19 protein-coding genes are annotated in these 22,137 nt (G+C 60.5%); 14 read left to right on the forward strand and 5 right to left on the reverse strand.

Going from position 1 to position 22,137, the window contains the following annotated elements; genetic code table 11:
* Positions 1 to 277 precede the first annotated feature (277 nt).
* The 4 genes from EPN93_21420 (at position 278) to EPN93_21435 (ending at position 3,685) form a co-directional block, all read left to right on the forward strand.
* Positions 278 to 1,132: a tail fiber protein gene (locus tag EPN93_21420; GenBank protein TAL29459.1), complete on the forward strand. Its 855-nt coding sequence runs from the start codon at positions 278 to 280 to the stop codon at positions 1,130 to 1,132.
* Between the two features lie 9 nt (positions 1,133 to 1,141).
* Positions 1,142 to 2,158 (forward strand): hypothetical protein, encoded by a 1,017-nt coding sequence (locus EPN93_21425; GenBank protein ID TAL29460.1) that lies wholly within the window; start codon positions 1,142 to 1,144, stop codon positions 2,156 to 2,158.
* A gap of 280 nt (positions 2,159 to 2,438) precedes the next feature.
* Positions 2,439 to 2,972 (forward strand): sigma-70 family RNA polymerase sigma factor, encoded by a 534-nt coding sequence (locus tag EPN93_21430; GenBank protein TAL29461.1) that lies wholly within the window; start codon positions 2,439 to 2,441, stop codon positions 2,970 to 2,972.
* Complete coding sequence (locus EPN93_21435) at positions 2,969 to 3,685, forward strand: hypothetical protein (GenBank protein TAL29462.1); 717 nt, start codon at positions 2,969 to 2,971, stop codon at positions 3,683 to 3,685. The genes EPN93_21430 and EPN93_21435 overlap by 4 nt, the downstream gene beginning before the upstream one ends.
* 76 nt (positions 3,686 to 3,761) lie before the next feature.
* Here EPN93_21435 and EPN93_21440 read toward each other — a convergent pair whose 3' ends face one another.
* The 3 genes from EPN93_21440 to EPN93_21450 form a co-directional block, all read right to left on the reverse strand.
* Entirely contained in the window at positions 3,762 to 4,610 is an 849-nt protein-coding gene (locus EPN93_21440) for a tungsten ABC transporter permease (GenBank protein ID TAL29463.1), read from the reverse strand.
* A 114-nt stretch (positions 4,611 to 4,724) separates the two neighbouring features.
* Complete coding sequence (locus EPN93_21445; protein TAL29464.1) at positions 4,725 to 4,943, reverse strand: hypothetical protein; 219 nt, start codon at positions 4,941 to 4,943, stop codon at positions 4,725 to 4,727.
* 98 nt (positions 4,944 to 5,041) lie between these two features.
* Positions 5,042 to 7,414 carry a PAS domain S-box protein gene (locus EPN93_21450; GenBank protein ID TAL29465.1) on the reverse strand — a complete coding sequence of 791 codons (2,373 nt, stop codon included), beginning with the start codon at positions 7,412 to 7,414 and terminating at the stop codon, positions 5,042 to 5,044.
* Between EPN93_21450 and EPN93_21455 the strand changes: the two genes are divergently transcribed.
* From EPN93_21455 to EPN93_21500, 10 genes are all read left to right on the forward strand, one after another.
* Positions 7,325 to 8,464 (forward strand): tRNA guanosine(34) transglycosylase Tgt, encoded by a 1,140-nt coding sequence (locus EPN93_21455; GenBank protein TAL29482.1) that lies wholly within the window; start codon positions 7,325 to 7,327, stop codon positions 8,462 to 8,464. The genes EPN93_21450 and EPN93_21455 overlap by 90 nt on opposite strands.
* Positions 8,465 to 8,619: 155 nt before the next feature.
* A complete protein-coding gene (locus tag EPN93_21460; GenBank protein ID TAL29466.1) occupies positions 8,620 to 8,958 on the forward strand; it encodes an anti-sigma factor antagonist in 339 nt (112 codons plus the stop codon).
* Between the two features lie 77 nt (positions 8,959 to 9,035).
* Positions 9,036 to 10,295: a DUF4398 domain-containing protein gene (locus EPN93_21465; GenBank protein ID TAL29467.1), complete on the forward strand. Its 1,260-nt coding sequence runs from the start codon at positions 9,036 to 9,038 to the stop codon at positions 10,293 to 10,295.
* Between the two features lie 213 nt (positions 10,296 to 10,508).
* Complete coding sequence (locus EPN93_21470; GenBank protein ID TAL29468.1) at positions 10,509 to 11,492, forward strand: AAA family ATPase; 984 nt, start codon at positions 10,509 to 10,511, stop codon at positions 11,490 to 11,492.
* Complete coding sequence (locus tag EPN93_21475) at positions 11,493 to 12,338, forward strand: DUF58 domain-containing protein (GenBank protein TAL29469.1); 846 nt, start codon at positions 11,493 to 11,495, stop codon at positions 12,336 to 12,338.
* Complete coding sequence (locus EPN93_21480; GenBank protein ID TAL29470.1) at positions 12,335 to 13,348, forward strand: hypothetical protein; 1,014 nt, start codon at positions 12,335 to 12,337, stop codon at positions 13,346 to 13,348. Before EPN93_21475 ends, EPN93_21480 begins: the two co-directional genes overlap by 4 nt.
* Entirely contained in the window at positions 13,335 to 14,327 is a 993-nt protein-coding gene (locus tag EPN93_21485; GenBank protein ID TAL29471.1) for a VWA domain-containing protein, read from the forward strand. The genes EPN93_21480 and EPN93_21485 overlap by 14 nt, the downstream gene beginning before the upstream one ends.
* The gene (locus tag EPN93_21490; GenBank protein TAL29472.1) at positions 14,324 to 15,316 is read left to right on the forward strand and encodes a VWA domain-containing protein; all 993 of its coding nucleotides are present in this window, start codon (positions 14,324 to 14,326) and stop codon (positions 15,314 to 15,316) included. The genes EPN93_21485 and EPN93_21490 overlap by 4 nt, the downstream gene beginning before the upstream one ends.
* A gap of 2 nt (positions 15,317 to 15,318) precedes the next feature.
* The gene (locus EPN93_21495; protein ID TAL29473.1) at positions 15,319 to 16,008 is read left to right on the forward strand and encodes a tetratricopeptide repeat protein; all 690 of its coding nucleotides are present in this window, start codon (positions 15,319 to 15,321) and stop codon (positions 16,006 to 16,008) included.
* Entirely contained in the window at positions 15,695 to 17,647 is a 1,953-nt protein-coding gene (locus EPN93_21500) for a hypothetical protein (protein TAL29474.1), read from the forward strand. Before EPN93_21495 ends, EPN93_21500 begins: the two co-directional genes overlap by 314 nt.
* A 40-nt stretch (positions 17,648 to 17,687) precedes the next feature.
* Here the strand turns inward: EPN93_21500 and EPN93_21505 are convergent, their stop codons facing one another.
* A complete protein-coding gene (locus EPN93_21505; GenBank protein ID TAL29475.1) occupies positions 17,688 to 20,762 on the reverse strand; it encodes a PAS domain S-box protein in 3,075 nt (1,024 codons plus the stop codon).
* 68 nt (positions 20,763 to 20,830) lie between these two features.
* Complete coding sequence (locus tag EPN93_21510) at positions 20,831 to 21,619, reverse strand: nucleoside triphosphate pyrophosphohydrolase (protein ID TAL29476.1); 789 nt, start codon at positions 21,617 to 21,619, stop codon at positions 20,831 to 20,833.
* Positions 21,620 to 22,137 lie beyond the last annotated feature (518 nt).

A 22,137-nucleotide genomic window follows, 5' to 3' on the forward strand; every position in this document is an offset into this window, starting at 1 on the left:
TGAAATATATTGAGGATCAAGGCAAGGAGCCCACAGATACCGACTTTAAAACTGATGATGATCTTTAGTCGGCTTTAGCCGAACACGAAGCCACCGCCTTCAGGCGGTGTGTGGTTCACTGAACGCAGTTCATTCGCGTTAGACGCTACGATGTTTACGAATTTTTGAAAAAAAACAGAAATTTTTCCTGCCCGATTTAAAAATATTTTGTCATTTTTAGCCCCTATCTGTCACTAAGGTGTGAACAATTTCAGCGATACGTTGATTCCATTCCAGTGTGATTGGGCGGCTGCCAGGTTGCCCAAATCAAGAAATTGGTGGGCATAATTTATTAAGTGCCGGTAATATTATTTATAAGCGGGGGAAACGAGCTATGGAGACTCGTAATCAAATGAATAGCCGTGTACGGGAAGGAATAAAAATATTTGCGGAGCAAAAACTTGCCCTTGTTGTTGTATGTGCGATTGTGTTGGGCGTATCGTTGACGGTATATTCTGCGGGAACTATCCCCTATTCATTTCGCCCGGGGGAGAAGATATCCGCAGACCAGGTCAATGCGAACTTCACCGCGCTCCAGAACAGGCTTGTGGAGCTTGAACAGGGCATTGCGCGCGCGGAAGGGGCTCCCGTGGGCGCGATAGTGGCGTTTGCGGGAACAAGTGAAAGGGTGCCGGCAGGCTGGTTCATTTGCGATGGACGTGAAGTGTCCCGATTTAAGGAAGGAGGGACAGAATTTGCAGATCTTTTTTTGGCTATAGGTGTGATATGGGGAGTAGGGGATGGATCTCTGACCTACAATCTTCCCGATTTACGAGGTGTGTTTTTAAGGGGTTCAAATACAGTAATACATGGGGCCGGCACTCGCACCGATAACTATAGTGATGAAGATTTCGCCGGAAGGACATGGGCGAATGATATGCAGAGAAATGATGAGGGGGTGGGGAGCTTTGAGATGGATGAATTAGAGGCTCATACTCATGAGCAAGTTTTCCCGACAGCAGTTAGATTCTGTGGTGATACATCATGTGGTGGAAAATATGGGGGGCTAATTTCTACAACAATAACAAGTTCGACGGGAGGAAGAGAAACTCGGCCTAAAAATGCGGCAATCAATTATATTATAAAATATTGAGTCTGCAAGATGTTTAAACGCCATTCGTCTGTCATAGTGAAGTTTTCCGTGGTGTATATACTGCTCGCTATAAACAATGCATCCGATCTATCTGCCGCGGATGATCCCCGGAAACTCAATATCGCCGTTATGAATTTCCAGTCAAATAATTGCGCGCCTCCGCTTGCACGAGCAGTATCGGAAATGATCGCAGGAAAGATATTTCATTCCGGCCTGTTCATCCTTCTGGACCGGGGACGGATGGATTATATTGCGGAGGAACGCGGATTCCTGGAATCCGTGTGTGAAGACAGCGAATGCGCTTCGGAATATGGGAGGATGCTCCGCGTCGATAAGATCGTTTCGGGTTCGCTAAGCAGGCTCGGAGATTTCCGAATCGAGGTCCGCGTTATCGATGTGACATCCGGCAGGGTCGAGCTTTCCGTTTCCGGGGCTGCAGAATCCGAAGAGTCCCTTGAAAAAGCTGCCGACGAGCTTGCCCTGAAGATCGAACATTTCTATTCCGGGTATGCAGTAATCAAGGGAAACCTGGAATTCGCAGTCCTTGGCGCCGTGTTTCGCCCATTCGGAGATTTTAGCCAAGGAGCCGGTCTGGGGGAGGGACTGGAGGTTCAGGGATACTTCAATAAAATCTTCACGACGGGCTATACGGGTATAGTCACCGCGGGCGTTTATGAATTCGCATCAAGGAGAGATTCCATCGAAAGTTTCACTATTACACAATTAGGGATAGGAATCGGTCGCCCGGTAAAACCTGCAGCGACGGTGAAAGTCATGCCGCTTATATCTACCGGGATTATGATGAGCCGGGTGCGTTACGATAAAATCGCCTACAAGGCGGAGGATGACTATCAGTACAGGACAGGGTATTTTTTCAACCCGGCAGTGACCATGCGGCTGGCGGTGGATATCCTTATTTTTCACCGCTGGCAGTTTTGCTTTCAGCCTGCCTATACCGCATTCTTTGAAAAAGGTCGCATAGGACAATTTGCAGGCGGGGCTGTCGGCATTAAGGCTCTGCTTTGAGAGATAATGCTTTAACGAATATCAGCAAAATGAACTGGCGGTGCTTCTGTTTGCTGCATGAGACTGGAATGGGAGACAATAATGGAATTAAGAAAACTACTTTTATTAGCCGCGTTACTGAATTCTTTATTATTTTCATGTTCGGACATGATGGAAGAGGTCATTTTTGATAAAAATCTCGAAGAGGGCACCTGGGATTCATCGGAATGGGACAGATCCTCGTGGGAGTGACGGCATTGGGGATGATAAACAAGTACGGTAATGAAGGATCGGAATCCGCATGAAAGTCCTGGGAATTGACAGAAAAACAAGACGCTTCACGGAAGATTATAATAACTACTACACACTAGTATTCAGTGCCGCATATTCACGAACGTGCAATATCGAGGAAAGCAAGGATATTTGCCAGGAGGTATTCATCCGGTATTACGAAAAAATCGAAGACATAATTACTCCTCGTACATGGCTCCAGGGTGCGGTCCGGATGGTGGTGTTGGAACATTTTCGAAATCGGGAGCGCGATCATGGCATCGTGGATGAATCCATCGAGGATGCGGCAGCATCGGCGAAAGGGAATTTTCAGGACTCCCGTATCCTGATCCAACAGGCATTGGAAGAATTAAGGAAGTCCTGCGATGTGAGGGATGGCGCCCTTTTTGAATTGGTAGCTATTAACAACTATACATACAAAGAGGCCGGCAGGCAGCTGGGCATGAGGGAGCGCCAGGCCCGATACCGGTATAGGCTGGTGGCAAACCGGCTTACGCGGTACCTCGAGGATAGAGGAATACATTCCCTGGAGGAGTTGTTATGAAACGTATTGACGCATTGCATGATGTGCTTGCGGCATATGGTTTGACGCATGATATGCCTGTTTCGGCACGCGCCGCCATGAGGGATTCGCAGAAAGAAGTGCTAAGCGCTATTCTTAAAAACAAAGGCAGGCTGACGTTGCTTGTCTCGCTCGCCGTCGGATTCCAATTCCTGCTTAAAAAGCTGGGAATCGGTATCACCCTTGCAAAGAGCGCATTGGCGGTAAGCGCGGCTGCGATAGGAGCCACCATTGTCATTTCCGGGACGGCGGTCTACACGATCCATAAAGTCGTTCTTGCTCCGATAGTGGAGGAATCCGCGAATCCGCACGAAGGCACCGATTCCCGAGATCGGGAAAAAAAATCTTTGGAATTCATACATCCTCCGTTCGATCTCGGTATCATGCCCTTTGAGTCCGATGCTTCCGTCTCCCGGGAGGCTGCCCGCGTGAGCCTTGGGATCGCTCAACTTACCTTACGCCTGAAAGGCCCCGATCACGCCGCTTTCATGGCAAACCCAACCGCCTTCGCGAAGCCGCGGCGCGCGCTTACCGGCACCGTCGTGAAGCTCGGCTCCATTTTCCGGATATCCGTGAAGCTCATCGACAACGCAAGTTCCCAGGTGGTCTTTTTCACCTCCGAAAACGCAAACGGCGAGGCCGATATCGACCGCGCGTGCGCGGCGATCATGGCGCGGATGGAGGGGAAGCTGTAAGGCGCGCCCCCCGTGGAATCCCCGGGGGGCGTGTCGTTGATTCGGGCGTCCGCTGAACCCCGTCAGTGTATCGGACCTATTTCCCCGCCGCGGCCTTCCATTCCTTCGAGTTGGGAACGTACAGGCTCGCGCCGAATTTCTCCTTCCCGAATTCGCTGATAATTTTTTGCCCCTTGTCCTTCGCGGTGAGCCAGGCGATGAAGTCCTGCGCGCCCGCCGCGTTTATCTTCGGGAATTTCTGCGCGCTCACGGGGATCACGGAGATGTAGTTGATCAGGTCCTCGTCGTTCTCGACCAGGACGGCGAGCGCGATCTTTCCCTTGAGCGTCGTGTAGGTGGCGCGGTCCATGATCGTGTAGGCCTTCTCCGCGTTCGTGAACTCCAGCGTGGGCGCGTTGCCGGTGTTGCCCTTCTCCCACACGCGGTACCACGCGCCGGTGGGCTCCATGTTCGCCTTCTTCCAGATTTTCTTCTCGGCGACGTGTGTGCCGGAGTTGTCGCCGCGGCTGATGAACTTCGCGTTTTTCGCGGCGATCGCCTTGAAGGCGTCGGCTGCCTTTTTCATGCCGCGGATTCCGGCCGGGTCGTCCGCGGGGCCTACGACGACGAAGTCGTTGTACATGAGGTCGATGCGCGCGGTGCCGAATCCGTCCTTCACGAACTGCTCCTCGAGCTCCTTCGCGTGCACGATCACGAGGTCGAAGCCCCCTTCCCGGGCGAGCTTGAGCGCCTCGCCGGTGCCGGCCTTCGTGAACTTGATCTCCACGCCCGTTTCCTTTTTATACTCTTCGGCGAGCTTCGGGATCATTCCCGAATCGACGGGGCCTATGGTCGTGGCCAGGTTGAGCGTTTTTCCCTTTGAGCAGCCGATGGCGAACGCGGCGATAAGTATGAGCGCGTGCGCGCCGATAATAAATTTTCTCATTCCGATCTCTCTCTTAATTAATAAATTCGCGTCCCGGCGGAAGCCGGAACAAAAGTCCCGCACGGGAACCGGGCCTCACGCCGCCAGTCCCGGTTTCCGATACGCGCTGCGCCTTCAGGCGGACTTGCCGCCCCCCAGCTTTCCAAGGACCACGAGAACGAGTCCCGCGACCGTGATGCCTATGCGGATACCCCAGCCGGTGTTCATGCCCCACTGGTCGATCCATACGAGGATCCGGGGAACGCGGTCCAGGAAATTGAGCACGATCGCGACGCCCCCCAGGCCAAGCATGAAGAATCCCAGCGATACGATTTTTGATTTAATCCAGTTCATGTGTATCTCCTTTTAATTTAATGAGGCGCAGTGTAACCGCTTCCGCGGGGAAAGTCAAGACGGGACCCGTGCGGTGCGCGTGTGAACTCAAATGACGCCTAACGCTCCCCGATGAGGTCCCCGAGCGTCCTGGCGATCTCGCCTATGTCGTAGGGCTTCGTGATGGTTCCACGAAACCCGTGCCGTTCGTGCTCCGCCATGACGGGGTCGTTTACGTAGCCGCTGGATACGAGCGCGGCCACGTTCGGGTCGATTTTCGCGAGCGCGTTCACGGTTTCCACGGCGCCCATCCCGCCGGGTATGGTGAGGTCCAGGATCACGGCGTCGAAGGGCGCCTGGTCGTGCCTGGCCGTCGTGTACGCGTGCACCGCCTGGGCGCCGCTGCGCACGCACACGGAATCGTACCCCAGGTGGGCCAGCACGTTCTTCGCGACATTGAGCACCGCGGCGTCGTCGTCCAGGATGAGTATCTTACCGCGGCGCCGCGGGGAAGGCGCGGGCTTTTCGGGCGCGCTTCCCGCGTTCCCCGTTGAGGCCGGAAGGTAGATCGAGAACGTGGAGCCTTCCCCGGGCCGGGACCGTAGGGCGATATGCCCGTTGTGTTTCCTCACGATCGAGTAGGAGGTCGTCAGGCCCAGCCCGCTCCCCTGCCGTTTCGTCGTGAAATACGGGTCGAACACCTTGGGGAGGATGTCCGCCGGTATCCCCGTTCCGTGATCGGTGAACGATATCCTGATATAGCGGCCGGGCTGGAGGGGCAGGTCGTGGGACGCGTCAAGCTCCAGGTTTTCCGCGGTGACATCGAGGCTGCCTCCCTCCGGGCTCGCCTGGGAGGCGTTCATGGCGATATTATTGATCACCTGGCTGATCTGGCCCTCGTCGATATCCGCGTCCCAGAGATTATCCGCGATCGAAAACACCGGGAGGAGGCTCGATCCGCTCAGCGTGAAGCGGATCGTGTCGCGGAGCAACTTTTCGACGGACGCGGTTTTCTTCACCGGGGAGCCGCCGCGCGAGAAGGTGAGAAGCTGGTTGGTGAGATCGCGTGCGCGCATCGAGGCCTCCTCCGCCTCCACCAGGCAGCGGGACGCCGGGTGCTCGCCCGGAAGATTGATCTTCGCGAGGCTTACATTCCCGATGATCACGGTCAGGAGATTGTTGAAGTCGTGTGCGATCCCGCCGGCGAGCACGCCCAGCGATTCGAGCTTGCGCGTATTCAGTATCTCCTCTTCCATTTTCCGCGCCTCGGTGACGTCGAAGGCGGAGCCGATGACCGCGGGCCTGCCGTTGTATTCTATGGGATTCGATGAAAGGTCGAGCACGCGCTCTTCGCCGCTTTTCGTGACGATCTTCACCTCGTATCTTGAGTTTACGGGCTCGCCCCTGTCGCGCGCCGTCATGCGCGCGATAACCAGGCCGAGCGAGTCCCGGTGAATCGCGCGCCCCAGGATATCCCTGCCCTGCAGTTCCTGCGCGGAATAGCCGAACACCTTTTCCGCCGCGGGGTTCACATACTGCATCTTCCCGTCCTGGTAGATGTAGATGATGGCGGGCGTGCTCTCGGTGAGGGCCCTGAAGCGCGCCTCGCTCTGGCGGAGCGCGTCCTCGGCCTCCTTCTGCTTCGAAATATCGATGACGACGCCGCGCATGCCGGTGATGGCGTCCCCCGCCACCACGGGGGCCACGTTGATGAGGCCGGGAAAGTCGCTTCCGTCCGCGCGGCGCAGGCGGTACTCGACCGGGCCCACGGTTCCCCCCTCGGTGCGCTTCTTCCAGTTCTGGGCAACGCGCTCCAGCTCGCCGGGCATGATGAGGTCGAAGATCGAGATGCCCGCGGCAAGCCGGGATTCCGTGTACCCGAAGAGCTGGAAGGCGCGCCTGTTCGCATAGGTGATGCGCCCCAGGACGTCGGCCTCGAAGACCACCTCGGGAAGAAAGTCGGCGAGCTCGCGGAACCTTTTTTCGCTCTCCGCGTGCGCCTCCCCGGTTGAAGGAACGCCGGGCTCCTCGGGCGCGCCCGTGGCGCGGCGCGGATATCGCTCTACTATGCCCACGATGCCCTTTGCGCCCGGCAGCGACGTGAAGCTGGTTCCCGCTTCCCCGATAACCTCGTCCCATCGCCTTCCGCGCGCGTCATCCAGCGTGGTCCCCGCGAGCTGCTCGCACGCGGGATTCATGTAGAGTATGCGCATCCGGTCGTCGCAGGCGAACAGGGGGAAGGGGAGGGCATCCAGGATGCCCGCATGCGTGGTGTCGCGGTCCATGGGGGTGCCGTGCCTTGAATGGTGCCCCCGTACACGCAAATCTACAAACCTTTTTTTGTCCGCGCCGGGCGGCCGGGGCGGGGTATAATAATTGACGCGGCGGGGCCGTGGGCCGGAATATACGCCATGAGATTCGATATCGAACACAGGGACCCCGGTTCCGGGGCGAGGGCGGGGCTGATAACGACCGCGCGGGGCGAAATCCATACGCCGGTTTTCATGCCGGTCGCCACCCGCGGGGCGATACGTGCGCTTGCCGCCCGCGACGTTCTGGAGCTCGGTTTCGAGATCATTCTTGCGAACACCTACCATCTCTACCTGAAACCGGGGACCGCCGTGCTGGACGCGGCGGGTGGGCTGCACCGCTTCATGAATTTCGAGCGGCCCATCCTCACCGACTCGGGCGGCTTCCAGGTTTTCTCGCTCGCGGATTTCTGCAAGATCATGGATCATGGCGTGGAATTCCGCTCCCACCTCGACGGGTCGAAACACCTCTTCACGCCGGAATCGGTGCTCGAGGTCCAGCGCTCCATCGGGAGCGATATCATGATGGTGCTCGATCACTGTTCAAGCTACCCGGCGTCCCCGGAGGAGGCCCGCGGGGCCGTCGAGCGCACGGTCCGGTGGGCCGGCCTGTCGCGCGCGCACTGGGGGGAAAGCTTTGATACGGACCGTCAGACGCTTTTCGGGATCGTGCAGGGGAGCGTGTACCCCGAGCTTCGCCGCGAGTGCGCGGCGCGCCTGGGCGATATGGATTTCCCCGGCTACGCCATCGGGGGGCTCTCCGTGGGAGAGCCCAAGGAACTCTACCGCGAGATCACCGGGATCACCTGCGCGCGCCTGCCCGATGACCGGCCGCGCTACATGATGGGCGTGGGAAGCCCCATGGAGATCCTGCACGCCGTCTCCTGCGGGGTGGACATGTTCGACTGCGTAATGCCCACCAGGATCGCGCGGAACGGCACCCTCTATACCTCGCGCGGGCGCGTCCACATCAAGGCGGCCGCCCACGAGCGGGACTTTGGCCCGCTGGACCCGGAATGCGGGTGCTACGTATGCAGCAATTTTTCCAGGGCGTACCTGCGCCACATCTACAGGGCCGGCGAGGTGTCGGCACTCATATACAACACGTACCACAACCTCCATTTCATGCGCTCCTTCATGCGGGACGTCAGGGAGGGGATAGTGGGGGGCCGATTCGCCGGGGTCGCGGCGCGATGGGGCGCGGTGTTCGGCGGAGAACCCCGGGAGGCGTAGGGTCGCGGCGTGCGCGCGATGAGCCTCCCCGGCCGGGGGGAAATTTGACGGGGCGATAATTATTAATATTGACATGCGTGCAGGTTAAATGTAGCATTTGCCCGCAGTGCCTTTTTTGTTCCGGGCGACCCATAACCTGCGAGGGGTGGAGTGTAATGGATATTACGAAGCGTACGAAAGGCGAGATAACCGTGCTGGATATATCGGGTGAGATAGACCTCTACAACGCCCCGGAGATCAAGGACATCATCAACAAGCTCATCGAGGAGCAGAAATATAACGTGATCATCAACCTGGAAAAGGTGTCGTACATCGACTCGTCCGGTATCGGCGCCCTCATCTCGAGCCTCTCGAATCTTAAAAAATACCAGGGCGGTCTCAAGATCATAAACGTTTACGCGTCGGTGCGCAAGGTGTTCGAACTCACCAAGCTTACGTCGTTTTTCGAGATTTTCGACGCGGAAGCGGACGCACTCGCGTCCTTCATCAAATAGCAAGCCCCGGGACGCCATTCCGGCCGGCGCGCGCGCGTACGGCCATAGTATACTCTATTGTGAAGCGAGGAACCCTGATGAAGATGCGCAAACAGTCTCTTCTAATAATGGCGTGCTGCGTGGCGCTGGCCCTGGCGGTCGCGTGCGGTGATCCCATTCCGATCAAAGAAATGTCCCTCGCGAAATCGATGATGACGCAGGCGCAGTCGGTGAAGGCTGACAAGTACGCCCCCAAGGAGCTCGAGGATGCGGGAAAGCTCCTCCTGGACTGCCACTCCGCGATCCTGGACGAGAAGTGGGATCTCTCCAAGGACCTGGCGGGCAAATCCTACGAAAAGGCGAAGGAAGCCTTCGACAAGTCGATCCCGCTCCTCGCGAAGGACGCGATGGACATCGCCGAGAAGAGCCTGAAGGAGGCCGAGGAGGCCTACGCCGAGGAGCTTGCAAAGGCCGAGTACGGGCAGGCGAAGGACGCGATGAAGGGCTCTTCCGACGGGTTCGAGAACAAGAAATTCTACGAGGCCTACGAAAAGGCGCTCGAGGCCGATAAGCTTGCGAAAAACGCGCGCAACGCGGCGCTGGGCAAGCAGGATACCCTGCGCGACGCCATCCGCGAGGTCGAGGTGACCCTGGACGAGGCCGCGAAGCTGAACGCCGCCGAATTCGCGCCCGAGAAGATGAAGGCCGCCGAGGAAAGCAAGAAGCTCGCCGAGGAGGCGCTCGTGGGGACGAAGCTCAAACAGGGATTCGACGCCGTGGGAATCGCGAAGGTGAGCGCCGATGAGGCCTACCTCGAGGCGCTCAAGGGATCGTCCCGCGAAGCAATCGTGAGCGCGGAGATGAGCCTGGAAAAGGCCGAGAAATCGGCGGGGGCGCTCACCGCGAAGGAAGAGCTCGCCGCATCGAAGGAGGCCGTGGGCAAGGCGAAGGAGCAGTTCGCCGACGCGCGCTACAAGGAGTCCCTGACCTCATCCGCCGAGGCCAAGAGGCTGGCCGCGATCGTTATCGGCGGAAAGGCGGCAGGCGGCGCCGTGATCGTGGGCGCGGGCGGCGCGACGAAAACGGGCGTCGAGGGCGTCGCCGCGTACCCCGTCGGCTCGACGGTAGTGGGCGCGAACGGCGAATACATCGTGACCGGGGAATTCACCCCCTACAAGGTCCTCCTGAACGAGGCCGACAGGGAATGCCTGTGGAAGATATCCCAGAAAAATTACGGCGACTGGAAGCTCTGGCGCGTGATCTATTCGGCGAATACCGACCAGATCAAAAACTGGGACCTGATATATCCCAATCAGGTTCTCAGGCTGCCGGTCCTCAAGAAGGTCGAGAAGAAGTAGCGGATTAATTCAATCAATAAAAAACGAAGGCGCGGATTCGAATCCGCGCCTTCGTTTTTTATTGCGCCCGGGCAGGGACAGCACGAGGACCGCATGAAGGCCGTATCGGACCCCCCCGCCTGAAAATTTTCGTAACCGCCCGGGCTCCCGGGAAACAGAATTAGAACGCCGGATAACGGGTGGGGATTTCGAAGCGTAGGGGGCGTGCACACTATGAATTACGAGGAGATCGTGAGGCTGGGCGAGGAGGTGCGCGCGCGCGGCGCCTTCGTCGGGCGGATCAAGGCGGCGATGGGTTCCGTGATCGTGGGACAGGATTACCTCATCGAGCGGATCATCATCGCGTTTATGTGCGGCGGCCATATCCTGCTCGAGGGGATGCCGGGGCTCGCGAAGACCCTGGTCGTGCGCGCGTTCGCGCGCAGCGTCAGGGCATCGTTCGGCCGCATCCAGTTCACCCCCGACCTGCTTCCCGCGGACCTGGTGGGAACCCGCATCTACAACCCCAGGGACCTCGATTTTTTCACGCGGCGGGGTCCCGTGTTCACGAACATCCTGCTCGCCGACGAGATAAACCGCGCCCCCGCGAAGGTGCAGTCGGCCCTGTTGCAGGCGATGGAGGAGCGGTCGGTGACCATTGGCGACGAGACGCACGCGCTTCCCACGCCCTTCATGGTCCTTGCGACGCAGAATCCTATCGAGCAGGAGGGGACCTACCCGCTCCCCGAGGCGCAGATAGACCGCTTCTTCATGAAGTGTGTGGTCGGCTACCCCGCAAAGGAAGAGGAGAGGGACATTCTCCTTCGAATCGAGACCATCGACGCGGAGCGCGTCGAGCCGGTCGCGGAACCCGCCGAAATCTTCGAGGGGGCGCGGCTCGCGGGGAGCATCCACATGGACGACAAGATCGTGGACTACATCGTAAGCCTGGTGCGGGAGACGCGCGCCCCCAGGGACAAGACGTGCGCGCGGCACATAGAGTTCGGGGCGAGCCCACGCGCCTCGATCGCGCTCATGCGCGCGGCGCGCGCGCTCGCCTTCGTGCGCGGGCGCGGCTACGTCGTGCCCGACGACATCCGCGAGACCGGCGCCGACGTCCTGCGCCACCGCATCATTCTCACCTACGACGCGGAGGCCGAGGGTAAAAACGCCGACGACGTGATCAGGGCGATTTTCGATTCCGTCGAGGTGCCGTAGGTGGACACCGACCGTAAAGCCCTCGCCAGGCGCATCCGGCTTAAGGCCCGGAAAAAGCTCAACAGCCTTTTCGTGGGTGAGTACCACAGCGCCTTCAAGGGGCGCGGGCTTTCCTTCGAAGGCGTGCGCGAGTACCGGTACGGGGACGACGTGCGCAGCATCGACTGGAACGTATCCGCGCGCATGCAGAGTCTCTTCATAAAAGAGTTCGCGGAGGAGCGAGAGCTTTCGGTGGCGCTCCTGCTGGACGTGTCGGGCTCGCTGGAATTCGGCAGCGTGCGCCCGAAGCGCGCGCTCATGCTCGAGGCGGCGGCGCTCTTTCTCTTTCTCGCGGGCATGAACAACGACCGCGTCGCGCTCCTGCTTTACTCGGACCGCGTTGAAAAATACGTACCGCCCCGCAAGGGGAGGCGCGCGCTCGCGCCCCTCATCGACGAGGCCGCGCGCTTCGTTCCGTCCGGGCGCGCCACGCGGCTCGAGGCGGCCGCGCAATTCATCGACAGGGTGCTCAAAAAACGCAGCGTGGTGTTCGTGATATCGGATTTCAGGGACGGCGGCGCGGCCGCGGCGCTGCGCAGGCTGGGGCGGCGGCACGATGTGATACCCGTGGTCGTATCGGACCCCCTGGACTTTGAAAGCCGGTTTGACGGGCTCTTCGAGCTCAGGGACCTGGAAACCGGCGCGCGGGCGCTTATCGACGCCGTTCCCGGCGCGCCCGGTGAGCCGCGCCTGGGCGGGATGGAGGCGATCAGGTTATCCACGGACGCCGCGATCGAATCCCCGGTGCTCCGGTTCTTCGAGCGCCGCAACAGGGCGCGCAGGCCGCGGGAGGCGTCCGCCCGATGAAGCGCGCGGCGCTCGCACTGTGCGCGTTATGCGCCATGTATTCGTGCACGGATGACGGGGGCCGGGGCGCGGCCAGGCCGAGTGCCCCGGTGCGCGCCGTGGTCACGCCGGTGAAATGCACCGTGGGAACCCCCCTGGACTATCGAATTATGATCTCCGCGCCGGACGCGGGAAAATTCGCGATTACGCTGCCGGAAAAGGGCGCGGTGTATCCGCCGGCGGAAGACGCCCGCGGCGACGGCAGGCAGGGCGTCCCGGGAAACACTGAAAAAAAGGCGCGCGCCGAGGTGCCGCTCTACACGGTGAGCGCGGCGACGGAAATTAACGAGACGGGAGAAAAGGGCGCGGCACGGGTCATTTCGGTGAGGCTTGCGTATTTCCGCACCGGTAATTTCGAGCTTCCGCGCGTCCCGATCGGGGGCGCGGACGGCGTAAGTGTAGGCTACGCGCTTCCCCGGGTCGAGGTCGAGGCGACGAACGCTACCGGGCAGTTTCACGAGATCGAGCCGCCCCGCGAATTCGGGGGGTACTACTGGAGGATGATCGCGCTCGCGGGGGGCCTTGTGCTCCTGGCCTCCGCGGGGGGTGTCGCGTGGCGGATGCGGGGACGCGGCATGCCGGTATACGATGCCGCGATAGTTTCCGTTTCACCGCTCGAAACGTTTCTTGGGGAGATGGCCGTAATCCGCGGTGAGCGATCCCCCGGCGGAACGGGCGACAAGGAGCGTGCGGGTGCGGTGCACGAGGCGTTCAGGAGATTCGTGAAAGCCGAATGCGGGATCGAGGCGATGGAAATGACGGGTGCAGGGCTCGTGCGCGCGCTCGATGAGTGGAACGCACGGATACCAGGCGGGGGCGCGCCGGGCGGCCTCGACCGGTGCATACACCTCTGGGATCTCGCGAAATTCGCCGAGTTCAAGGCGCCCCCGGGCGCGCTCCTTGAAAGCCTGATCGAAATCGAAGCGATCGCGCGGGCGATCGCGGAAAGGGGCGGTCGTGAGCGGGCTTGAATTCAGAGAGCCGCTCTGGTTCCTCCTGCTTATTCCCTGGGCGGGAACGATCGCGTGGTACCTGTTCGCGCGTGTGCGGGAGCGCGAGACCTCCATCTCCGTTCCGTCCATTGACGCGTATGAAAAGGCGCCTTCGCTGCGCGCCGCCACCTACGATTACCTTCCCCTGCTGAGGGCCGTTTCCACGCTTCTGCTGGTGATCGCGCTTGCGGGACCGGGGAAGAGCCTTGGATTTACGAGCGTTCTCCACCCGGGTATAGACATATTCGTCGCGCTGGACGTATCGGACTCAATGGGGAGCGAGGACTTTGAGCCTAAAAATCGTCTGCAGGTGGCGAAGAACGTACTGCGCGATTTCATCACTCTCAGGGTGCACGACCGCATTGGGCTCGTCGTCTTTTCGGGGGAGGCCTGCCTGATGAGCCCGCTCACACTCGAGCACGAAACCATCGCGGAGACGCTGGACGAGGCGGACCTTGACACCGTACGCGAGGAAGGGACCGCGATCGGCGAGGCGCTGGCCCTGGCGGCCTCGCGCATGCCCGAAGAAAAGGGGCGCACCCGTATCGTGCTGCTCCTCACCGACGGCGTGAACAACCGGGGAAGCGTGGAGCCCGAGACGGCGGCCCGCATGTGCGCGCGCATGGGGATAAAGGTGTACACCGTGGGTATCGGGAGCGACGAGCCCCGGACCGCGTGGCAGGGTCTGCGCTCGCTCTTCAAGGGGCGGCACCAGGAGTTCGACGAGGCCACCGTGAAGGAGATCGCCGCTATCACCGGCGGAAAATATTTCAGGGCAAGCTCGGCGGGGGTGCTCTGGGAAAACGTGAAGGACATCGACGCGCTCGAGAAGAGCACGGTCAGGAAAAACGAGTACATGGAGTTCCGGGACGGGTTCATGCCGTGGCTTGCCGTGGCGGCGCTGTTTTTCCTGGCGGAAATAATCCTGCGCGCGGCCGTGTACAGGAAGGTGCCGTGATGACCTTTGCCGCCGCGGAATACTGGGTTTATGTCCTCCTGATCGCGGGGTGCGCGGCGGGGCTCTACGCGTGGTACCTTTCCTGGAAATCGCGCGTGGTTCGAAAACTTTTCCCCGGTCCCGGGACCGGGGATGCGCTTGTCCCCCGCGCACGGCGTGCGGCGATCGCGAAAAACGCGCTCGTGTTCGTTTCCATAATGCTGGCGGCGTTCGTCATGCTGAGGCCGCAGTGGGGGGAGCGCGACCAGGAGGGCGCGATCGAGGGCGCGGACGTGCTTGTCGCGCTCGATGTGAGCAGGAGCATGGACGCGCAGGACGTGAACCCATCGAGGCTCGCGCGCGCGAAGAATGCCGTGCGGTTGCTCGCGGAATCGGCGCGCGGGGGGAGGATCGGGCTCGTGCTTTTCGCAGGGGACGCCTACGTGCAGTGTCCGCTCACCGGCGATATCGACGCCTTCCTCATGTTCCTGAACTCGGTGGACACGGGCGCAATACGGCGCCAGGGGACCGATGTAGGCAGGGCGCTCGAGGCGTCCGCGCGCGTGTTCGAACGCAGGAGGCTCACCGCGCGCACGCTCGTGCTCATAAGCGACGGCGAAGACCACGAGGGGGGCGCGGATGCGGGTGCGGAACGGTTGAAAGAGCTTGGCGTGACCGTGTTCACGGTGGGTGTGGGCACCGAGGCCGGCGCCGTCGTTCCCCTGGACGACCGGTCCGCATTGTCCGACCACAAGGGCGGCCGCGTGCGCTCGAGCAAGTCGGTCGCAACCCTCGAACGGATCGCGGAGCGCACGGGCGGTGAATGCCTGGATATCACCGGGGGCCTATCGGACATGAAGGTCGTCATGGGCGCGCTTGACGGGTCGGCGAAGACGGAACGCGGCCGGCGCACGGTTTCACGGAAGATCGACCGCTATCATGGCTTCGCCCTCGCGCTGCTCGCGCTTCTTTCCATAGAAGCCCTCATTCCCGACAGGAGGCGTATATAACTATGTACCGCCTCACGTTCATTCGAAGGGCATCCGGCGCGTACGCGCTTGTGCTCGCCGCGCTCCTGCTCTTTACCGCCTGGCTTGATCCGCTGCGCGACGCGGTGCGCGAGGGAAACGAACGCTACGCGGAAAAAGACTACGAGGGGGCGCTGCGCTCTTACGGCGACGCCCGCGGGTATGCGCCCGCCGCAAAACTGCCTTTGCTCGATTTCAACGAGGGGGACGCGCGCTACATGAGCGGCGATTACGAGGCGGCGCTTGAACGGTTCCGCGGCGCCGCGGCTCCCGGCGAAGACGCGCCCCGGGCGCACTCATACTTCAACATGGGCAACGCATATTATAAAAAGGGCGACAGCGCCCGGGCGATAGATTCCTATGTTGAAGCGCTCAAGGCGGACCCCGATTTTCTCCCCGCGAAACGCAATCTTGAATTTCTCGCGCGCGAGGAGCACAAGAAAAATAAAGGGGATAAAGGACAGGGCGAAAAAGGAGAGGGCGGGGCCGATGCGCTGGAAGGCCAACGGGAACGGGACCGGGGCAGGGGCGACGCCGGTGACGGCTCGAAAACGGGACCAGGCGCGCTGGACAGGGACCAAGTGGAGAACATACTCAAATCGATGCGGGACAGGCCGGTCCGCCGGGAACGGGGAAAGGATTCGGGAGGGGAGCACAATGAAAAACCCTGGTAGCGTGCTGCTCATGCTGGCGCTGGCGCTCGCGGGTGCGCGTTCCGCCGCGGCCGCGGCGACGCTCGAGGCGCGCCTCCAGCCGGACCGCGTCGAGGAGGGCGAAATCGCGATGCTGGAGCTCAAGGTTCATGACGCGGCCTCCGCGGAAATTATCGAGCTTCCCTCCGTGCCGGGTATCGAGGCGCGCAAGGGCGGCTCGCAGCGGTTCTCCAATGTACACATCGTCAAAGACGAGAGCGGGTCCAGGAAGGTCTCCGAGTCCGGCGTGCTTCTCCTGGTGCAACTCGTCCCCGCGCGCGCGGGATCATACAGTATCCCGCCGGTGAGGCTCAAGGCCGGGACCCAGACGCTCGTCTCCCCCGAGTTGGTACTGACGGCGGTGAGCGCGGGGCACACCGGTTCCCGGTCCGGCGGCCTGCTGCGCATCGTCGCCGAGCCGGTGAAGCGGCGCGTGTTCACCGGTGAACCGATCATCATACGCTATTTCGTCGCGGGCCGGGGGGCGCGGATAAGCAGGAAGCCCGCGGTCGAAAAATTTCCGGAGGCAAAGGGCTTCATCGTCAAGGAGGTGCGTGAACCCGTCGCCGACCAGTCCGTTGAGGATGCAGGCGAGAGGATCGTGAAGACGCACGCGGTCACGCTCGTTCTCGTTCCCGCCGAGGCGGGCGACTTCAGCGTGGGCGGGGGAAGCCTCGCGGTGGAAACGGCGCGGGGCGAGGGACTGTTTTCCTTCCCGAGGAAGCAGAGCCTGCAATTCCCGAAGGAGGCGTTTACCGTGATAAAAACCCCCGACGAGGGACGGCCCGGGGAATTTCACGGGGACGTGGGCTCGTTCGTCATGACGGCCGAGTATGAGAAGGATCCCATAGTGTCCTTCGATGAAAAGCGGGTCAGGGTCCAGGTGAAGGGCTCGGGGAACCTGGTTACCCTCTCGCGCCCCGAGGCCCCCGAAACCGACGCGATAAAGGTTCTCTTCGAGGAGGGGAGCGATAAATTTCGCATAACGGAAAACAGGGTGGAGGGGGAGCGCGAGTTCATCTTCACCATCGTGCCCGAGAGCGCCGGGCCGGTAAGGCACCCCGGATTTAAAATGTCCTTCTTCAATCCCACGACGCTGAAATACGAAACGGCGCGCACCGGCGCGATTGCGTTCGAGGCCAGGGAGGGTTCCGCGCCCGGGAAACCGCGGGTGAAAACCGAGCCCGGGGGCATGCTCCCGGACGAGGCGCCCCTGGTCGCGGGAATCGCGTTCGGGGCGGGGGCCCTGGTCATGCTCGCCGTCGCCTGGGGGAAAAGGCGCATGCGGCCGCGGCCGGAGACACAGGCGCGCACCGTCGCGGGAATCCCCGTCGCGCTTCCAAAAACGGCGTCTTCGCGGCACGAGCGGGAAATGCTCTCCGCCCTGCGCCGCGGGGATGGTGAATCTTTTCTGCGGTCCGCCGAGCTTTTCACGGGGGAACTGCTGCGCGTCGCCGAGGCCGCACACCGGGACGAGGATATCCGCATGGGGCTCCTGGAGGTTCGAACCCGGATCTATTCCTGCCGATACGGCGGCGGGGGGGTAAAAGAGGAAGAATTCGAAAGCATACGGGCGCGACTTGAGGAACTGAGGGAACGCAGGGAAGGCGGACGCTCTTAGAATTCTCCCGCGCACCACGCGTGGAATAGACCGCGTTCGCCTAAAAAAGAATTCGGAATTCCGTACCGCCCGATCGAACGACTTCCATGGTGCCGGCAAGCTGCTTCAGGAGCGCGTTCACGAGCCGCATGCCAAGACTCGCGGGCTTCTGGAGGTCCACCGATTCGGCGATGCCCGCGCCGTTATCCCGAATCACGAGTAATCGCTTTCCATCCATAGGCCCGAACCGGATCTCGATCACGCCCTTCTCCGTGCCGGGAAAGGCATGCTTGAGGGCGTTGGTTATAAGCTCATTGATGATGAGTCCGCAGGGAACGGCCTCGTCTATCGACAGGAGCATGTCCCCCGCGTCGATTGAGATCGTCACCCGTTCCGCGATCGGGTTGAACTGAAGCATCTCGTTCGTGAGGTCGCGGATATAGGGGGCTATGTGGATGCGGGCCATGCTCTCCGAGCGGTACAGCTTTTCGTGAACCAGGGCCATGCTCCTCACGCTGTTCTGGAGGTTCATGACGAGGTCCTGGTCCCGCGGATCGTGAAGCCTGTAAATCTGGAGCTGAAGCAGGCTCGAGATGATCTGCATGTTGTTCTTGACGCGGTGGTGGATCTCCTTGAGGAGCATCTCCTTTTCCGCGAGCGAGTCCCGGATCGTCTGCTCCGCGCGGAGCCTGCCTATCACGCCCCCCACCTGGACACCGATCGATTCGAGCGCGTCGCGTGAAAATTGCGGAATCCCGGGAAGCGATCGCGAAGCCAGGTTAAGGCAGCCGATAACCGCGCCGCCGTGCCGGATCGGAATGATCGCGAGATGAAGTATGCCCTCTTTTTTCCGGATCCCGTCGAGGGGAACGCCGGTAAGGTTCTCGATAATCCTGGGGTATTCCATGTAAATCGGCTCGCCCTTGAGCACCATGCGCGTGTTCGCGGAATCGGCGGAATAGCGCGCTTCCATCTGCATGAACCCTTCGGACAGGCCGTGTGAAACCGAGAGGTTCAACCCGCCTGTGTGCTGGTCTTTCAAATAGATGCCGCCGCTGTCGAATCCTTCTATCTGAAGGGTGAAATCGAGAACCAGTCCCAGCGCCTCGCGCAATTCGACGGTGCCGCTCAGGGCCGCCGCGAGATCGCGCTGCAGGCGTATGAGCTTCTCGGCGCGCTTGCGCTCCGTAACGTCGCGCCCCACCACGACAAGTCCCTTGCGCCGGCCGTCGGAATCGTAGGTGGGAACCTTGATGATGTCGAACGTCATCGGGTGGCCGTCCCGGCGCGGGATCATTTCGTCCCCGCGGACGGGCTCCCTGGCGCGCCAGGCCTGTTCGTCGGCCGTCTCGCAGGCCAGCAGGGTCTCGCGGAAGTAGGGACTGAAGTCGGCAAGCTCGGAATCCTTCCTGCCCTTGTAATCGACCCCCTCGATTTCGAAAAGCTTCAGGTTAAATTCGTTCGCCTCGAGCCAGTGCCCCGCGCCGTCCTTGAAGCAGACGATGTCGGGCATCGCGTTTATCAGGGTGCGCAGCCTTTCACCGCTCTCGCGCAGGGCCTCCTCGGCTTTGCGGCGGTCGGTGATATCGATGAGCACGCCGTTCCAGAGGACCGTGCCGTCGGGGAGCTTCTCGGGTTTCGAGTCGCCCCTGAGATATCGGACCTCGCCCTTCCGATCGAAGAAGCGGCCCTCCCACTGCCAGGGGGCCAGCATTTCCGCGGATCGCACGATGGAGACCGACAGGTCGTCCAGATCGTCCGGGTGTATCAGCGCTATGAGCGATCGTACGTCTTCCCGAAGCGCTTCGGGGCTGAGCCCGAAGACGCTTTCGCACCATGCACTCGCGTAGGGCATGGTGATCGAACCGGTCGGGGACATGGAAAACTGGAAGATGAGCCCGGGAACGCTTTCCGTGGTCTTGGTGATGAGCTCGCGTTGGAGCCGGAGCTCCGTTTCCGCCATTTTAAGTTCGGTGATATCCACGGCGGAGGTGAGCAGGTATTCCTTTCCGTCGTCGTAGGTTATGGTGTCCGCAGAGAAGGCGAGGGTGCGGACCTCGCCCGATTTCGCGCGTATCAATATCTCGCGTGCAACGGGACCGAGCGTGGAGTGCACGTCCCCGATGACCTGCGCGCGGTGCTCGGGCCGGACCCACAGGCCCAGTTCCATGGATGTCTTCCCAATGGTTTCTTCCCTCGTATACCCGGTCGCCCGCGTGAATGAATCGTTGACCTCGACGTATACGCCCGTGAGCACGTCGCTTATGGCGCTGATAACGGGCGTCGAGTAGAACACCTTCTCGAAGCGCTCCCTGCTGCGCGCGAGAGAGTCTTCGGCGGCCTTGCGCTCGGTGATGTCGGATAGGACTACCGTGACCGTCTTCACGCCCGATGCGTCGGGCGCGATGCGGGACGAGGTCTGGAACCACCGGTAGGCGCCGCTCCTGGTGCGGATGCGATAGGCGCTTTGGGCGACCTGGAGCGAACCCGCGAGGATCCGGGTGACGCGGTCCCGAGCGCCCGTAAGATCGTCGGGATGAATGAATTCCAGGACCGGTCTGCCCGCAAGCTCGCTCACCTCATAACCCGTCAGCCGCGTCACCACGGGGCTCGCATAGGTGATTCTGCCCCGCGCGTCCATGATCAGGATCGTGTCGTTGATGTTCTCCACGAGGAACCGGTATTTCTCCTCGGATTCCCGAAGCGCGGCGTTCGCCGCGATGCGCGCGGTAATGTCCCGCACGGTCGCCTGGAGATACTTGAATTTCCCCAGGGTAAAGGAGCGCAGCACGACCTCGGCGTCGAAGACCGCGCCGTTGTTTTTCCGGTGGCGCCAATCGAACACGTGCGTTCCTTCCGCGTGGGCGCGGTCCATCATCTCCATCGCTTTTTCCCGGGAGTCGCGGCAGTCGCCCTGGCTGGGGGGAGAAAAATCGTAAGGCGTGGACTGGAGGAATTCCTCGCGTGTACAGTCGAAGAGTTCCAGGGTTTTTCCGTTGCACTCGATGAAGACCCCATCGCGGAGGATCATGATGGCGTCAAATGCGTTTTCAAACACCTCCGTAAGCAGGGCGTTCCTCGCGCGTTCGCCGCGACCCTTTGCGGCTGGCTTGTTCCGCGGTCCGGTCTTCTTCATGGTGGTTACCCCGGCTGATGTCGGGCACCTGAGTATGTGGTTTGAAAATGAAAAATGTCAATGGAATTTCATAGCGCGCGCTTGGCAAGCTCCCACAGGGCGTCCATTTCCGCGAGGTCCATGTCCTCGAGCGCTTTCCCCTGCGCGGCGGCCTCCTTCTCGACGAAGCGGAAGCGCGTGATGAACTTGTTCGCTGTGCGCGCGAGCGCGTCCTCGGGATTGACGCCCGTAAAGCGCGCGATATTTACGATGGTAAAAAGAATGTCACCTATCTCCTCCTCAATTTCGGGGCTTCCCTTGGGCACGGTCGCGACCGCTTCCTTGAATTCGCGCACCTCCTCGTCGAGTTTTTCGATGACGCCGTCGATGCGCTCCCAGTCGAACCCGATGCGTGAGGCTTTCTGTTGTATACGGTACGACTTGAGGAGCGCCGGAAGGCTCGCGGGCACGCCGTCGAGTATCGATTCGCGATGCGATTTTTCCTTCTTCTTTATTTTTTCCCAGCGGTCGGTCACCTCGTCGGGGGTGTCGGCCTTCTCGTCGCCAAACACGTGGGGGTGGCGGCCGATAAGCTTGGTCACAATTCCCTGCGCGACGTCGTCGATCGTGAACTGTCCTGCCTCGCGCGCGATCTGCGCGTGCGCGTACACCTGGTAGATGAGGTCGCCCAACTCCTCCTTGAGATCAGCCGGATCGCCGCTTCCGATCGCCTCGTAGACCTCGTAGGCCTCCTCGATTAAGTACGGCCGCAGTGTCGCCGATGTCTGCGCGCGGTCCCAGGCGCAGCCGTTCTCCGCGCGTAATATGGACGCGATCTCGGCGAGCAGGTAGAGGGGACGGGTCTCCTTGAATTCCATGCGGCGTACCTCCAGTGTGCGTACATGGTGGGAACGGACCGCAGCGTGTCAATTAAAACGTGGCGTACGTAGGAGCTTTACGGAAAGAGGGAGAAGGGGATTGAAGAGATGGAGGAGATGAAGACAAACGGATTGGTCTGTTTTGCCTCTGTCATTTCGAACCCCGTCGTGTGGGGTAAGAAATCTTAACAGCATCCACACTGAAAAGCTTTTTCCCTGCGGTCGAAATGACTAAGTTAAAATTACACCTGCCCCTTATCTTTTTATCTCGCGGTTCCCCCTTAAAAGTGACGTGGAAAAAGGATTGCTCGAAAAGCTTGTTCCACTTTTAGGAAAACCGGGGAACAGGGAATGATCGAAAGGAGGGAACAACGACATGGTTATTATGGGAGTGGGTTAATCAATAGACATTGACAAATCGACGATACCTATGATGAATATATATGATTGTCAAATCGAATGTTTAACACTTGTTCACCGGAAAGACATTTCACATAACGGCGCATTGAACACGGCAG

Source organism: Spirochaetota bacterium (assembly GCA_004297825.1).
In the GTDB taxonomy this organism is placed as follows: Bacteria; Spirochaetota; UBA4802; order UBA4802; family UBA5368; genus FW300-bin19.

Bases quoted from the DNA above. Each gene is read 5' to 3' on its own strand.
- EPN93_21425 (TAL29460.1), top strand. From the start codon at position 1,142: ATGTTTAAACGCCATTCGTCTGTCATAGTGAAGTTTTCCGTGGTGTAT.
- EPN93_21430 (TAL29461.1), top strand. From the start codon at position 2,439: ATGAAAGTCCTGGGAATTGACAGAAAAACAAGACGCTTCACGGAAGAT.
- EPN93_21445 (TAL29464.1), bottom strand. From the start codon at position 4,943: ATGAACTGGATTAAATCAAAAATCGTATCGCTGGGATTCTTCATGCTT.
- EPN93_21500 (TAL29474.1), top strand. From the start codon at position 15,695: ATGTTGAAGCGCTCAAGGCGGACCCCGATTTTCTCCCCGCGAAACGCA.
- EPN93_21480 (TAL29470.1), top strand. From the start codon at position 12,335: ATGAAGCGCGCGGCGCTCGCACTGTGCGCGTTATGCGCCATGTATTCG.
- EPN93_21510 (TAL29476.1), bottom strand. From the start codon at position 21,619: ATGGAATTCAAGGAGACCCGTCCCCTCTACCTGCTCGCCGAGATCGCG.
- EPN93_21435 (TAL29462.1), top strand. From the start codon at position 2,969: ATGAAACGTATTGACGCATTGCATGATGTGCTTGCGGCATATGGTTTG.
- EPN93_21440 (TAL29463.1), bottom strand. From the start codon at position 4,610: ATGAGAAAATTTATTATCGGCGCGCACGCGCTCATACTTATCGCCGCG.
- EPN93_21495 (TAL29473.1), top strand. From the start codon at position 15,319: ATGTACCGCCTCACGTTCATTCGAAGGGCATCCGGCGCGTACGCGCTT.
- EPN93_21505 (TAL29475.1), bottom strand. From the start codon at position 20,762: ATGAAGAAGACCGGACCGCGGAACAAGCCAGCCGCAAAGGGTCGCGGC.
- EPN93_21465 (TAL29467.1), top strand. From the start codon at position 9,036: ATGAAGATGCGCAAACAGTCTCTTCTAATAATGGCGTGCTGCGTGGCG.
- EPN93_21470 (TAL29468.1), top strand. From the start codon at position 10,509: ATGAATTACGAGGAGATCGTGAGGCTGGGCGAGGAGGTGCGCGCGCGC.
- EPN93_21450 (TAL29465.1), bottom strand. From the start codon at position 7,414: ATGGATTTCGCCCCGCGCGGTCGTTATCAGCCCCGCCCTCGCCCCGGA.
- EPN93_21460 (TAL29466.1), top strand. From the start codon at position 8,620: ATGGATATTACGAAGCGTACGAAAGGCGAGATAACCGTGCTGGATATA.